Origin of the sequence: Rathayibacter sp. VKM Ac-2927, assembly GCF_022815525.1 — a bacterium.
GTDB classification, from domain to species: domain Bacteria; phylum Actinomycetota; class Actinomycetes; order Actinomycetales; family Microbacteriaceae; genus Rathayibacter; species Rathayibacter festucae.
In genome coordinates this window covers 12,824-27,849 of the sequence record NZ_JALGRT010000008.1, presented here as the reverse complement: position 1 = coordinate 27,849, position 15,026 = coordinate 12,824, and the positions used below count along the sequence as shown (strand labels likewise).

Genomic DNA, 15,026 nt, shown 5'->3' with positions numbered 1-15,026 from the left:
CCCTGGGCCCGCACCCACGGGCGCTCCCGCGCGTCCGTGATCTCAAGGAGGAGATCCATGTACAACACGAGGCGTTTCGGCCAGTTCCTCGGTTTCGCAGCAGTCGGCGCACTCGCGCTCGGCCTCGCCGGCTGCTCCGGCGGCTCGGACACGGCCGCCGGCGGCGGAGGCGACGACGTCACCACCATCGGCTTCGTGGCCGTCGGCCCCGAGGGCGCGTGGCGTCAGGCGAACGAGACCAACATCGAGGAGACGTTCACCGCCGACGCGGGCTACGACCTCAAGTACGCCCCCGCCACCAACGGCGACCAGAAGTCGCAGATCGACTCCTTCACGTCCTTCGTGGACGAGGGCGTCGACATCATCCTGCTGTCGGCCACCGAGGGCTCCGGCTGGGAGGACTCGCTCGAGCGCGCTCAGGAGGCCGAGATCCCGGTCATCCTGATCGACCGCGGCATCGAGCCGGACAACAGCGACCTCTACGTCACCCGCATCGCGCCGGACAACATCGCGGTCAGCACCTCGGTCGCCGACTGGGCGAAGACCGCCTTCCCCGACGGCGCCAAGTACTTCACCCTCGAGGGCCCCGCCGGTGTCTCGGTCGTCAACGAGCGCAACGAGGGCTGGGACGAGGTCATCGGCGCCGACTCCGCCTTCACCAAGGTCGGCGCGCAGACCGCCAACTGGTCCACCGAGGAGGCCAAGAGCGTCTTCGAGACCGTCCTGAAGTCGAACAACAACGACGTCCAGATGGTCTTCGCCCAGAACGACGAGATGGGTCTCGGCGCGGTCCAGGCCGTCCAGGAGGCCGGCCTCACCCCGGGCGTCGACGTCAAGATCGCCACGATCGACGGCACCAAGAACGCCCTGCAGGCCCTCGCCGACGGTGAGCTCAGCTTCGTCGCCGAGTACAACCCGCTCTTCGGCGAGACCGCCCTCGACGCCGTCGAGAAGACCCTCGCCGGCGAGACCGTCGAGTCCTCGATCGTCGTCCCGAGCGAGACCTTCGACTCGCCCGAGGCCGCGGCGACCGCCCTGCCCGACCGCAAGTTCTAAGCACCACCCCCCACCGGGAGCGACCGGGACTCCACCGCGGGTCCCGGTCGCTCCCACCTCCGGCGCAGAGCAGCGCCACTCGAGAACGGAACGACGCGACATGGCGGATTCGCCTCCGATCGTCGAGATGAAGAACATCTCGATCAGCTTCCCCGGCGTCAAAGCCCTCGACGGTGTCGACTTCCGCCTGTTCCCGGGCGAGGTCCACACCCTCATGGGCGAGAACGGCGCCGGCAAGTCCACCCTCATCAAGGCGCTGACCGGCGTCTACAAGATCGACAGCGGCGAGATCGTCGTCGGAGGGACGCCCCGGCGCCTCGCCGGCACCGCGGACGCGCAGGCGGCCGGCATCTCGACCGTCTACCAGGAGGTCAACCTCTGCACCAACCTCAGCATCGGCGAGAACGTCATGCTGGGCTACGAGGTGCGCGGTCCCTTCGGCATCAACTGGCGGGCGACCCACGACGCCGCGAAGCGCGCCCTCGAGCGCCTCGGCCTCGGCCACCTCGACCCGCGCCGCCCGCTCTCCTCGCTCTCCATCGCGATGCAGCAGCTGGTCGCGATCAGCCGCTCCACGGTGAGCGACTCGCGCGTGCTCATCCTCGACGAGCCGACCTCGAGCCTGGACGCGAACGAGGTCGAGAACCTCTTCGTCGTCATCCGCCGCCTCCGCGCGGAGGGCGTCGCGATCCTCTTCGTCTCGCACTTCCTCGACCAGGTCTACGCGATCAGCGACCGCCTGACCGTGCTGCGCAACGGCACCTACGTGGGCGAGTACCTCACCCACGAGCTGGACCGCACCTCGCTGATCTCCAAGATGATCGGCAAGGACATCGCCGCCCTGCGCTCCCTCGACTCCGAGCGCGCGGACAGCGACCACCTCTACCGCGAGGCCCCGCTCTACACCGCGAAGGGCCTCTCGAAGAAGGGCTCCATCGAGTCCACCGACCTCACCCTGCACCGCGGCGAGGTCGTCGGCTTCGCCGGTCTCCTCGGCTCCGGCCGCACCGAGCTCGCCCGCCTGATCTACGGCGTCGACAAGCCCGACACCGGCGAGATCACGCTGCACGGCAAGAAGATCGACGTCCCGACGCCGACCGCCGGCCTCGCGCACAAGATCGCCTTCTCGAGCGAGAACCGCCGCGACGAGGGCATCATCCGCGACCTCTCGGTCCGGGAGAACCTCATCCTCGCCGTCCAGGCCAAGCGCGGCTGGGCCCGCCCCCTCTCCAAGAAGGAGAAGGACGAGATCGTCGCGAAGTACCTCGTCGAGCTCAACGTGCGCCCCGCCGACCCGGACCGCCCGATCAGCAAGCTCTCCGGCGGCAACCAGCAGAAGGTGCTCCTCGGGCGCTGGCTGGCCACCGCCCCGGAGATCCTCATCCTCGACGAGCCGACCCGCGGCATCGACGTCGGAGCCAAGGCCGAGATCCAGGAGAAGGTCGTCGCCCTGGCCGGCGAGGGCGTCGCCGTGGTCTTCATCTCGTCCGAGCTCGACGAGGTCGTCCGCCTCAGCGACCGCATCATCGTCCTCAAGGACCACCGCGTGATCGCGGAGATCCTCAACGGACCCGCTGTCACTGCGGAGTCGATCGTCACTACCATCGCCGCAGAGGGAGTCGTCGACGAGGACGTCGTCGTTCTCGAAGGCGCCACGCAGGAGGCCGCATCATGAGCAGCGACACGCGACCGGACCGGGGCTCGCTCCTCGCGAGCCTGATCCGCCGTCAGTACTTCTGGGGAGCGGTGGCCATCGTGCTGCTGCTGCTCGTCAACGTCGTCAAGGACCCGAGCTACCTCGGCGTCACCGTCAGCCCGACCACGGGCTACCTCGTCGGCAACGTGATCGACATCGCCCGCGCCGCCGCCCCGATCCTGATGATCGCGGTCGGCATGTGCCTGGTGGTCGCGACCGGGGGCATCGACCTCTCGGTCGGCTCGATCATGGTCGTCGCCGGTGCCGTCTCGATGGAGTTCCTCAACGCCCAGGGCGCGCCGGACTCGCTCGGCGCCGCCGCGGCCGCCTTCGGCCTCGCGCTGCTGGTCGCCGGAGTGCTGGGCGCGGTGAACGGCATCCTGGTCTCGGTGGTGGGGCTCCAGCCCTTCATCAGCACGCTCGTCGTGATGCTCGCCGGCCGCGGCCTGGCGAAGGTCATCACGGGCGGCCAGAACACCGCCGCGACGAACGAGCCGTTCCGCTGGCTCGCCAACGGCTACGTCTTCGGACTCCCCGTCGTCTTCCTGCTCGCCATCGCGATCGTCGTGGTCGTCGGGGTCCTGGTGCGCCGCAGCGCGCTCGGCCTGATGATCGAGGCCATCGGCATGGACCCGAAGGCGGCCCGCCTCGCCGGCATCAACCGCCGCGGCCTGCTGATGACCGCCTACATCGGCTCCGGCGTGCTCGCCGGCGTCGCGGGCGTCTTCGCCACCGCGAGCGTGATGACGGTCGACGTCTCGCGCACCGGCTACCAGCTCGAGCTCGACGCGATCCTCGCGGTCGTGGTCGGCGGCACCTCCCTCGCGGGCGGCAAGTTCAACATCACCGGAGCGGCCGTCGGAGCGATCCTGATCGCCACCCTCGACAAGACGGTCGTCTTCCTCGGCGTCTCGTCCTCGGCGACGCCCGCCTTCAAGGCGATCGTCATCGTCGCCCTGTGCCTGCTGCAGTCGGAGCGGGTCCGCTCCGCCTTCAAGAACCGTCGCGAGGCGCGCCGCAGCGTCCCGCAGAAAGAGGCGATCCCCGCATGAGCGCCGTGCTGACCCGACCCGCCCCGCCGGCGAAGTCGAACCGCTCCTCCGCCACCTCGTGGCTGAGCCAGCACCTCGACAAGCTGCCGACCCTCGCCGCCCTGGTCATCTTCCTGGGCATGATCGTCTACGGCGAGGTCGCCTACGGGCGCATCCTGCAGGCGAGCACGATCTCGAACCTGCTGATCAACAACGCGCACCTGATCATCCTCGCCGTGGGCCTCACCTTCGTGATCCTCACCGGCGGCATCGACCTCTCGGTCGGCGCGGTGATCGCCTTCAGCAGCGTGAGCGGCGTGCTGCTCATCAACAGCGGCTGGAACCCCTGGCTCGTGATGCTGCTGATGGTGCTGATCGGCTCCGCGTTCGGCCTGATCTCGGGCGTGCTCATCCAGTACTTCAACGTCCAGCCGTTCATCGCGACCCTCGCGATGATGTTCCTGGCCCGCGGTCTCGCCTCGATGCTGAGCACGGTCCCGGAGCGCCTCCCCGAGGACTCGGCCGTGCTGTCGCTCGCGACGCCGATGAAGCTGATCGACGGACCGAAGGTCAACGACTTCGTGATCAGCCCCGGCGTGATCATCGCCGTGCTCGTCGTCGCCGCCGCGTTCTTCGTGCTGCACCGCACGCGCCTCGGCCGGACGGTCTACGCGATGGGCGGCTCGGAGCCGTCGGCCGCGCTGATGGGCCTGCCCGTCGTCCGGACCAAGCTGCTCATCTACGTGATCAGCGGCACCCTCGCGGGCCTCGCCGGCGTGGTCTACACCGCCCGCCTCGGCAGCGCGCAGAACATCACCGGCACCGGCTGGGAGCTCGACGCCATCGCGGCGACCGTCATCGGCGGCACGCTGCTCACCGGCGGCGTAGGCTTCGTCCTCGGCTCGGTGATCGGCGCCCTGGTCCTCGGCCTGATGAACGTCCTGATCACCCGCGACGGCGGCATCCCGCCCGAGGCGACCACCATCATCACCGGCGGCATCCTGCTCGTCTTCGTGCTCCTGCAGCGCGCAGTGATGGCCCGCAACCGGACCTGACGCCCGCCGACCGACGCCCCGCGTCGGTGCGCGACCATACCCCCTTGTCTGCTTTGACAAGGGGGTATGGTCCGCTACCGTGGTCAAGGAAGTCAAGCAGCGCGAGGTCGAGCGGTTCCTCGAGTCCTGCGGATGGCGGCTCCTCCGCGAGAAGGGTCCGCACAACGTCTGGGGTTCCCCAGACGGCACGCAGGTCCTCGCGATTCCGCGACACGGCAAGGTGTCTCCGGGAGTCGTCCGCCAGGTCATCAGGGCCCAGCCGGGCAGTCCGGCGGGCTGGCGATGAACGACCGCAACAGGTGCGAACGGCATCGCGGGGGGAGGAGGAGGGCGTCATGACCAGCACGGATCTGCTGCGCACCACGGAGCGCTCGTTCGACGCCGTGGTGACCCGGGAGGGCCGCTGGTGGATGATCCACGTCCCCGCCCTCGACGCGGTGACGCAGGCGCGGTCGCTCCGAGAGGTGCCCGCCATGGCGACCGGTGTCGTCTCGGCCCTCCTCGACGTCGAGGAGGAGGAGCTGACGATCCGCCTCTCCTACGAGCTGCCCGCCGAGGTCGCGACCGCGTGGCACGAGGCGGAGACTCTGCGCACGCAGGCCGAGGAGGCCGAGGACCGCGCCGCCGCCCTGCGCCGTGAGGCCGTCCGCACCCTCCTCAGCACGACGCACATGAGCCAGGCCGACGCCGGCGTGATGCTCGGCCTCTCGAAGCAGCGCGTCCAGCAGCTCGCATCCTGAGCCGCACCCGCGCTCACGACACCCCGCGGATCCCCTCGATCCGTCGAGAACGGTCGGGTCCGGACGTCGAAGGCGACCGCTTGTGACGGGTGACCTCGGAGCCCGGGCCGGGGCGAGCCCGGGTCCGAGAACTTGTGACAGACTGCCGTCGCGTTGACGTCAACATCGTGTTACCGTGAACATCGCCGGTGCGTGCCGGAGCCTTTCCCTTCAGCAATGGTGCCGAACTAGGAGCAAGTGCGATGAAGCCCTTCCTGCGACCGATCGTCCTCGTGACGGCGCTCGCCCTCACCGTCCCGCTGCTGACGGCGCAGTCCGCCGCAGCCGCCCCGGCCGACGATCTGATCCTCCGCTACGCGCTCGACGAGACGAGCGGCACGGTCGCCGTCGACAGCTCGGGCAAGGGCCGCGACGGCGTCCTCTCCGGCGGCGCGGTCGCCTCGGGCGCCGCGGGCGTGACGCTCGACGGCGTCGACGACTTCGTGAAGCTGCCCGACAATGTGCTCGCCGGCCTCAGCTCGATCACCGTGAGCACCGAGGTCCTGGTGAAGCCCTCCCAGGGCACCCCCTACTTCATCTGGGGCCTCGGCAACACGACGAACAGCGCCGGCAACGGCTACCTGTACACGACGGGCAACAGCTACAAGACCTCGATCGCCACCGGCAACTGGACCACCGAGCAGACCGTGAACTCGGGCGCCGACCTCGCCCGCGGGGTCTGGAAGACGCTCACCTACACGCTGGACGACGCCTCCGATACCGCGCGGCTCTACCTCGACGGCGCCCAGGTCGCGCAGCAGACCGGCGTGACCATCACCCCCGGCGCGATCGGCGGCGGCAGCACCACCGCGAATGCGATCGGCCGCTCGGTCTACACCGGCGACAAGTTCCTCGCCGGCTCGGTGCGCGACTTCCGCATCTACAGCAGCGCGCTCAGCGCCGCCGACGTCGCCACCCTCCAGGCGAGCGACACCACGCGCACCACCCGCGACGCCGCCGCACTGAGCCTCGGCGACCTCTCCGCCGTCACCGCGAACCTCACCCTGCCGACCACCGGGCCCAACGGCTCCGCGATCGCCTGGTCCTCCAGCAACGCCGCCGTCGTCTCCTCGAGCGGAGTCGTCACCCGGCCCGCCACGGGCAGCGCCCAGGCCGTGCTCACCGCGACCGTCACCCGCGGCTCCGCCACGCAGACCCGCACCTTCACCGCCACCGTGCCCGCGCAGGAGGCGAACGCCGACGCGCAGAAGGCGCTCGACGCGCTGAGCATCGTCAACGCCGGCGACGTCCGCGGCAACGTCACGCTGCCCGCGAAGGCCGGCTCCTACGACGTCACCTGGACCTCCTCGAACGCCGCCGTCGTGAGCACCACCGGCGTCGTGAAGCGCCAGGCCGCCTCGACCCCCGTCACCCTCACCGCGACCGTCGCCGGCACCACCGCCACCCGGCAGCTCCCGGTCACCGTGACTGCCGCGCCCGCGGACCTCGACACCGCGTACGACGCCGGCTACCTCTGGACCCACTTCGCGTCGACCGACTACGAGAAGATCTACTTCGGCTCCAGCACCGACGGCCTGCACTGGTCGAAGCTCAACAACGACAAGGCCGTGCTCGCCAACCTCGCCGGCACGCTGGGCGTCCGCGACCCGCACCTCGTCCGCTCCCCCACCGGCGACGAGTACTGGATCCTCGGCACCGACCTGCACGCCGAGGGCACCGCCGGCGGCGGCTCCTGGGACCAGGTGAACGCCAGCCAGAAGCTCGTCGTCTGGCGCTCGACCGACCTCGTGACCTGGGGTCAGCAGAACCTCGTCTTCGCCGGCTCGCCCAACGCGGGCAACGTCTGGGCGCCCGAGGCGATCTGGGACGAGGCCACCGGCCAGTACTACGTCTACTGGTCCGGCCGCGACAAGACGCAGGTGAGCACCGACGACTGGGCGCTGCGCGTCTACGTCTCCACCACCCGCGACTTCCAGAGCTTCTCCACCCCGACGGTCTGGCTCGACGAGAACTCGTCGACCAACAGCGCCGACGGCCCGAACATCATCGACACCACCATCGCCGTCGAGAACGGCGTCTACTACCGCTTCTCCACCTCCGACTGGCGCACCGTCGTCGACAAGGCCTCGAGCCTCGCCGGCCCGTGGACCCGCGTGATCGCCCGCGGCGAGGAGACCTCCCGCGGCCTCGCCGACCACCTCGAGGGCCTCACCGTCTACCAGCTGCCCGACGGCCGCTGGGTCGTGATGGGCGACTCGTTCGGCTACTCCGCCTACGTCACTGACACCCTCGCGGACATGCGGTTCACCGCCCTGCCCGTCGGCACCACCGGAGCGAACACCTACTCGTTCTCGAAGCCCTTCCGCCACGGCTCGGTGCTGCGGCTCTCCAGCGCCGAGGAGGCCCGCCTGACCGCGGCCTACGGCGGCACGACCACCGGACCGACCCCGAAGCCGGTGAACGCGAAGGGCGAGATCCTCCGCTACACCTTCGACGGCGGCTCCGGCACGACCGTCACCGACAGCTCGGGCAACGGCCTGAACGGCACGATCGTCTCGGGCGGCGCCTGGCAGACCGGCTCGGTGAAGCTCGACGGCACCGACGACTACATCAAGCTGCCGGACAATCTTCTCGCCGGCGTCACCGACGTCACCGTGCAGACCGAGGTCTGGATCGACCCCGCGCAGAGCGGCGCGTACTTCCTCTACGGCCTCGGCAACACCACCAACGGAGCGGGCGACGGCTACCTCTTCACCTCCGGCAACAACTACCGCACCAGCCTCACCACCGGGAACTACACCACCGAGCAGACCGTCTCCTCCGGCTCGGCCGTGCCCCGCGGGCAGTGGGCGCAGCTGACCTACACGCTCTCCGGCACCACCGCGACGCTCTACCTCGACGGCGTCCGCGTCGGCGGCGGCACCGTCACGGCCGACCCGAAGGACATCGGCGGCGGCACGACCACGGCGAACTCCATCGGCCGCTCGAACTACGACGCCGACAACCGCTTCCGCGGCCAGGTCCGCGAGTTCGCCCTCTACAACCGGGCGCTGAGCTCGGCGGAGGTGCTCGCCTCCTCCGGCAACACCACCGTGCTGGCCGACGTGACGCTCACCGGCGACGTGCTGAAGACCGCGCCGATCGTCGACCAGGCGACCCGCACCGTCACCCTCCCGGTGAAGCCCGGCACGGACCGCTCGAAGCTCACCGCCACCTACTCGACCGCCGCGGGCGTCACCGCGAGCCCCGCCTCCGGCACCGTCCGCGACCTGCGCACCCCGCAGACCGTCGTGCTGACCCCGGCCGGCGGCGGAGCGACCACCACCTGGACGCTCAAGGCCGTCGAGATGAAGAGCCCCGTCCTCCCGGGCCTCTACGCCGACCCGAACATCGCGGTCTTCGGCGACACCTACTACCTCTACGCGACCGCCGACGGCTTCCCCGGCTGGGGCGGCAAGACCTTCTACGCCTGGTCCTCGAAGAACCTCGTCGACTGGACCCGCTCCGCGCAGCCGATCCTCACCCTGGACGGCGCGAACGGGAACGTCCCGTGGGCGACCGGCAACGCCTGGGCACCGACGATCATCGAGAAGGGCGGGAAGTACTACTTCTACTTCTCCGGCCACAACGCGGCACTCGACCGCAAGACCATCGGAGTCGCGGTCGCGTCGAACCCGATGGGCCCGTTCACCGCGCAGCAGTCCCCGATGATCACCAACGGCGAGTCCGTGAAGTCCGGCCAGGCCATCGACCCGGCCGCGTTCACCGACCCGGCCACCGGCAAGAGCTACCTCTTCTGGGGCAACGGCGCACCCGTGTACGCCGAGCTCTCGGACGACATGCTCTCGGTCAAGGCCGGCACGATCAAGACGATCTCGGGCCTCACGGACTTCCGCGAGGGCGCGTTCATGAACCACCGCAACGGGCTCTACCACCTGACCTACTCGATCGACGACACCGGCTCCGAGAACTACAAGGTCGGCTACGCGACCTCGACGAGCATCGACGGACCGTGGACGTACCGCGGCGTGATCCTGGAGAAGGACCCCTCGCAGGGCATCCTCGCCACCGGCCACAGCTCGATCGTCAACGTCCCCGGCACCGACGACTGGTACATCGCCTACCACCGCTTCGCCGTCCCCGGCGGAGACGGGCAGCACCGCGAGACCACCATCGACAAGGTGACCTTCGACCCGGCGACCGGCCTGATGCAGAAGGTCGTCCCGACCCTCACCAGCGTCAGCCCGCAGACGGTGCCGACCGCGGCCCCTGCCATCACGGCGACCGCCACCGCCTCGACCCGCTGCGTGCAGGGCAAGGTCGTCCTCTCGGTCGTCGCGACGAACCCGAACGCCTTCCCGGTGAAGATGGTCGTCACCTCGACCTCGGGCTCGAAGACGTTCGAGGAGGTGGCCGCCGGCAAGTCGGTCACCCACTCGTTCACGACCCGCACCGCCACGCTGCCCGCCGGCTCCGCGACCGCGACGGCCACCGCGTTCGTCGCGGGCAAGCCGGCCACCGCGACGGCCACCGCGCCGTACGCGGCGGCGAGCTGCGGCTGACGCGCTCGCGCCTCCCACCGACCTCACCGACCACCCGACACCACCGACCCCACACCACTGAACCGGACGGCGACGACGCCGTCTCGAGAACGGAGAACACCCTGATGAACACCCGCTCCTTCCTCCTCCGCGGAACCGCCGGCATCGCCGGAGGCCTGCTCCTGCTCGGCGTCGCCGGCACCGCGTTCGCCGACGAGCAGCAGGGCGCCGACGACGTCGATGTCAACGTGCAGATCGCGCCGCTCACCACGCCCGGCTCGCTCTCGATGACCGTCGCGAGCGACTCCACCGCCCTGACCGAGAACGGCTCGAACAGCGTGGCCCGCCAGTTCACGGGCACCCTCCCCACGGTCACCGTCACCGACACCCGCGACGCCGCGGACATCCCTGACGGCGCCGGCTGGTACGTCCTCGGAACCGCGAGCGACTTCACCTCGTCGACCGGTGACACCATCGGCGCGGAGAACCTCGGCTGGGCCCCGAACCTGATCGACGGCGGCGACTCCGGCCTCGTCGCCGAGGGCGACGTCGTCGACACCGCCCTCGACGGCGGCCCCGACGGCGTCGGCCTCGTCGACCAGGAGCTCCTCGCCATCACCAACGACTCCGCCGGCGTCGCCGAGGAGGGCTCCTGGACCGCGAACGCGGCGCTGACCCTCAAGACGCCGACCACCGTCGACGCGGGCGACTACAGCTCGACGCTCACCCTCTCCCTCTTCGAGTGAGCCGGCGCACGCCGGCCGAGCAGCCGCCGGCGTGCCCCTTCCATGCTGGTCGAGTAGCCGCCGCAGGCGGCGTATCGAGACCCACCCCGCCGAACACGCCGGATCTCGATACGTCCGCTCCGCGGACTACTCGATCAGCATGCAGAGAGCCCGCTCCGCTGCCTCCTCGCTCCGCAGGCAGAGGGCCCGCGTCCCCTCCACCCCGTGAGAACCTGGACTCCCCATGACCTCCGTGCTCCGCGCCCTCCTCGCCGTCCTCGTCGGCGCGCTCGCGCTCTCCGCCGCTCCCCCGGCCCTCGCCGCCGCGACCGACCAGATCACCTGGGCCGTCAGCCCCGCGACCGACGGCGCCGTCGACAAGCGCTCCTGGGTCGAGCTCGACCTCGACCCCGGCGCCACCGCCGAGGAGCAGGCCGCGGTCCGCAACCTCAGCGACCAGACCGTCACCTTCCGCATCGACGCGGCCGACGGCTACTTCACCGACAAGGGCCGCTTCAACATGCTCCCCTCCGACCAGGAGTCCGTCGACGCCGGCACCTGGATCACCGCCCCCGAGACCGTCACCGTCGAACCCGGCGGCACCGGCATCGTCCCCTTCACCGTCACCGTCCCCGACGACGCCGAGCCCGGCGACCACGCCGCCGGCCTCGCCGCCTCCCTCGTCTCCGTCGGCACCGACGTCGGCGGCTCCTCCGTCGGCGTCGAGAGCCGCATCGGCTTCCGCGTGATGACCCGCGTCACCGGCGACGTCGCCCCCGCCGTCGCCGTCGAGAACCTCGCCGGCGACTACCGCCTCTCCTGGAACCCCTTCCAGCCCGGCGCCCTCACCGTCACCGCCGACATCGTCAACACCGGCAACGTCCGCCTCCTCCTCGACGGCAGCGCCACCGCCCAGGGCGCCTCCGCACCGCTCGTCGCCGCCGACGCCGCCCAGCAGGAGCTGCTCCCCGGCGACCGCCGCGCCGTCACCCTCCCGCTCGACGACGTCTGGCCCCTCTTCGCCGTCGGCATCGACCTCACCGTCGCCCCCACCGTCGTCACTCCCGACGGCCTCGACCCCGTCGACATCGCCCCGCTCACCGAGTCGACCACCACCACCGCCGTCCCCCTGCCCCAGCTCGCCGTCCTGCTCGGCCTCGCGCTGATCCTCGCCGCGCTCCTCGCCGGCCGCACCCGCTCCCGCCGCCGCGTCGCCGCCCTCGTCGAGCAGGCCAAGGAGGAGGGCCGCCGCGAGGCCGCCCACCAGCCCTCCTGACCCCGGCCCCGTCCGTCCCCCTCCGCGAGATGCCACTTGTGCACGCTTTTCACGGCGTGTCGCGCGCACAAGTGGCATCTCGCGAGAACTCACACGTCAGCCGGGTGGACTTGGGACCATGCTCGTATGGGTCAGAGGATCGAGCCTCTCATGGCAGGCGCGCCGGAGGAGGACGAGTCGCAGGTCGAGACCGCGTATCTGCTCCACTCCCCGGAGAACGCTCGCCGACTCCTCTCGGCGGTCGCGAGCGCACACTCCGGGGACACCCTGGAGCGTGGCCTGCACGAAGCATGACCCGCCTCCTCACCAGGACGACCGTCGACATCGACGAGGTCTCCCTCGACGGCGCTCATGTCGCTGACCCCGACCGCGAGATGCCACTTGTGCACGCTTTTCACGGCGTGTCGCGTGCACAAGTGGCATCTCGCGGAAGGGGGGGGCTACTGGTACGTGATCAGGTCGGGGAGGGGGGCGACCTGGGCCATCGTCTCGGCGGGGGTCAGCATCGGGAGGTCCTCGTCGTAGAAGTTCTTCCAGCCCCAGGCGATGCCCTCGGGGGCGCCCTCGTGCAGGGCGTTCCAGGTGGCGTGCTTGTCGGGCTGGCCGCCCTGGCCGTCGACGTGGATCAGGAACTCGAGCTCGGGGCGGTCGCGGCGGATGCTGTCGCGGTCCTGCAGCATCGACAGCCGGAACTGGTGCAGCACGAACATCTTCGGCGGCAGGCCCTCGCGCTGCACGAGGTCCGCGAGCCAGCTCGAGACGCTGTCGACCTCGGCGGCCTGGACGCGGCCGATCTGCGCGAGCGGCACCTCGTCGGGCGCGAGCCGCCACTCCGGATCGAGGGCGAGGCCGACGTTCGGGAGGCGCAGCAGCTCCTCGTAGGCCTGCGCCTGAGTGAGGAAGTCGGAGCGGCCCGGCTGCAGGTCGAGCACGACGTACATGCCCGCCGCGGCGGCCGCGTCGATGTAGGGGCGTATGCCCGCTGGGTCGAGCTCGTTGGAGTAGTCGCCGTCGCCGCCGGCGCTGCCCGCCGCGACCGTGGTGATGATCTCGAGGCTCGGCACCACCTGCAGATCGGTGAGCGAGCGGTACGGCTCGGCCACCGCCTCCGCCCGCGCGATCGTCGCGTCGAGACCCTGCTCGCCGAGCACGCCGAGGACGGGTGCGCCGGGCGTGCCGTAGATCGCGACGTAGAGGTGCCCGCCGAAGAGGCGCTGCCCGCCGCCGGGCAGCTGCCAGCCGCTCGCGGCGGCGCGCACCGACCACTCCGGCAGCGACTGCGCGGCGAGGACCGGTCCGAGCAGCAGGGTGCAGGAGGCGCCCGCGTCGGCGATCGCGGTGACGGCCGGGCCCGAGGCGAGCAGGTCGGTCACGGAGTCGCCGACGAGGGTCACCGGCACGCCGACGGCGCGCGCGTTCGCCACGGCCGCGACGTCGGCGGCCTGGGCGAGGGCGGTCACCCCGGCGAGCGGTTCGGCCCGCGCCGGCAGCGCGCCGAAGGGCGGCGCCGCGGGGGCGCCGGGCGCGAGGGCGACGAGGGAGGCGGCGTCGAGCGGGTCGACCGCGACTCCGGTCGCCTCCTCGATCGCGGCGGCCTCGGCGGCGGCGGTCACGGTGTCGACACCCGCGTGCTCCGCGACGGCGCCGACGGCGACGACACGGGTGGTGCCGAGCCGGGAGAGCTCGGCGTCGATCGACGAGTCGGACGGCGAGGCCGAGGGAGTCGCGGTCGACGTGGATCCGGCACTCTCCACCAGCAGCGGCACGCCCCAGGCGATGCTCACCTGCGCGGCGAGCAGCACCGAGGCGGGCACGTCCTCCACCACGACGACGAGCGGCGCCGCGGTGAACAGCAGGGCGCTCGCACTCGCGGCGTCGGCGGCGAGCGCCACGGGACCGGCGGGTGCGGCGGCCTGCGTGCGCGGCGCCTCCTGCGGCTCGGAGTCCGAGGGGGACGCGGAGTCGAAGGTGCAGGCGCTCAGCAGCGGCAGGACGGCGAGGCCGCCGAGCACGACGCCGCGGCGGGTGAGGCCGCGGCGGGTCAGCCGATCGACGGCGGGGACGTCCGGGATCTCGGGGGGCATGCGCGGACCTCTCCTCTCGGAGCCGGCGGGCTCACTGGTGCGCGGTGGGTCTCGCTCCAGTGTCGCAGGCGCTGCCCCCCTCCCGCGGGACGAGGGGTCGGACAGACCGCTCGGTCAGACCGTGCGCGGGGCCTTCGCGAGGTTGGCCTCGAGCTCCTCGCGGTTCTGCCGCACCACGTAGGCGGGGCGGTCGCGCTCGACGCGCCAGGACTCGCTCAGCGGCGTGATCGCGACGGTGTCGAAGCCGAGGCGGTCGTAGAGGTCGGTGACGAAGTGCACGGCCTCGGGGTAGTCGCTCGACGTGGCGAGCGCGCGGCGGTCCTCGGTGCCGGCCGGGGTGCCGTCGGTCGTGATGTCCGCGGCCATGATGTGGTTGAACGCCTTGACGACCTTCGACTCCGGGAGGTGCTTCTGCAGCATCTCGCTCGTGGTCGTCTCGCCCTTGTCGAGCGCCTCGATGCGGCCGTCGCGCTCGAAGTAGTAGTTGTTCGTGTCGAGGACGATCTTGCCGGCGAGCGGCGCGACCGGCACCTCCTCGAGGTTCTTCAGCGGCACGGTCACCACCGCGATCTCCGCGGCCTCGGCCGCCTCCTGCGCGGTTGCGGCGCGCGCCTTCGGGCCGAGCTCCGCGATGAGGTCGGCGAGGGTCTCGGGACCGCGCGAGTTCGCGATCACGACCTCGTCGCCCTGGGCGAGGACCGCGCGCGCGACCTGGCTGCCGATGTTGCCTGCTCCGATGATTCCGTAAGTGGTCATGGGGAAGGGAACGCCCGCGGAGGGGAGGAATTCCGTCCTGGGGCGCACTCCCACGCCGCGTCCAGG

11 protein-coding genes are annotated in these 15,026 nt (G+C 71.1%); 9 read left to right on the top strand and 2 right to left on the bottom strand.

Annotated elements, in window-relative coordinates; translation table 11 throughout:
* Positions 1 to 57 precede the first annotated feature (57 nt).
* The 9 genes from MT353_RS19355 (at position 58) to MT353_RS19310 (ending at position 12,120) form a co-directional block, all read left to right on the top strand.
* On the top strand, positions 58 to 1,056 hold the full coding sequence (locus MT353_RS19355) for an ABC transporter substrate-binding protein (protein WP_123446517.1): 999 nt from the start codon (positions 58 to 60) through the stop codon (positions 1,054 to 1,056).
* Between the two features lie 100 nt (positions 1,057 to 1,156).
* Positions 1,157 to 2,731: a sugar ABC transporter ATP-binding protein gene (locus MT353_RS19350; RefSeq protein WP_243599726.1), complete on the top strand. Its 1,575-nt coding sequence runs from the start codon at positions 1,157 to 1,159 to the stop codon at positions 2,729 to 2,731.
* Positions 2,728 to 3,804, top strand: coding sequence for an ABC transporter permease (locus MT353_RS19345; protein WP_127888177.1), 1,077 nt, complete (start codon positions 2,728 to 2,730; stop codon positions 3,802 to 3,804). The genes MT353_RS19350 and MT353_RS19345 overlap by 4 nt, the downstream gene beginning before the upstream one ends.
* Positions 3,801 to 4,838, top strand: coding sequence for a sugar ABC transporter permease (locus MT353_RS19340; protein WP_123446514.1), 1,038 nt, complete (start codon positions 3,801 to 3,803; stop codon positions 4,836 to 4,838). The genes MT353_RS19345 and MT353_RS19340 overlap by 4 nt, the downstream gene beginning before the upstream one ends.
* Before the next feature lie 79 nt (positions 4,839 to 4,917).
* Positions 4,918 to 5,124, top strand: a complete 207-nt coding sequence (locus MT353_RS19335; protein WP_243616416.1) for a type II toxin-antitoxin system HicA family toxin — start codon at positions 4,918 to 4,920, stop codon at positions 5,122 to 5,124.
* A gap of 49 nt (positions 5,125 to 5,173) precedes the next feature.
* Complete coding sequence (locus tag MT353_RS19330) at positions 5,174 to 5,578, top strand: antitoxin HicB (RefSeq protein ID WP_243599724.1); 405 nt, start codon at positions 5,174 to 5,176, stop codon at positions 5,576 to 5,578.
* 242 nt (positions 5,579 to 5,820) lie between these two features.
* Entirely contained in the window at positions 5,821 to 10,140 is a 4,320-nt protein-coding gene (locus MT353_RS21765) for a family 43 glycosylhydrolase (RefSeq protein ID WP_279400920.1), read from the top strand.
* Positions 10,141 to 10,244: 104 nt separating this feature from the next.
* Positions 10,245 to 10,865, top strand: coding sequence for a hypothetical protein (locus tag MT353_RS19315; RefSeq protein WP_243625642.1), 621 nt, complete (start codon positions 10,245 to 10,247; stop codon positions 10,863 to 10,865).
* Positions 10,866 to 11,088: 223 nt separating this feature from the next.
* On the top strand, positions 11,089 to 12,120 hold the full coding sequence (locus MT353_RS19310) for a WxL protein peptidoglycan domain-containing protein (RefSeq protein WP_243625641.1): 1,032 nt from the start codon (positions 11,089 to 11,091) through the stop codon (positions 12,118 to 12,120).
* A 440-nt stretch (positions 12,121 to 12,560) separates the two neighbouring features.
* On the opposite strand, the gene MT353_RS19305 is transcribed toward MT353_RS19310, so the two are convergent.
* The gene (locus MT353_RS19305; RefSeq protein ID WP_243625640.1) at positions 12,561 to 14,204 is read right to left on the bottom strand and encodes a hypothetical protein; all 1,644 of its coding nucleotides are present in this window, start codon (positions 14,202 to 14,204) and stop codon (positions 12,561 to 12,563) included.
* 114 nt (positions 14,205 to 14,318) lie between these two features.
* The gene (locus MT353_RS19300) at positions 14,319 to 14,960 is read right to left on the bottom strand and encodes an NADPH-dependent F420 reductase (RefSeq protein WP_173250901.1); all 642 of its coding nucleotides are present in this window, start codon (positions 14,958 to 14,960) and stop codon (positions 14,319 to 14,321) included.
* Positions 14,961 to 15,026: the final 66 nt, after the last annotated feature.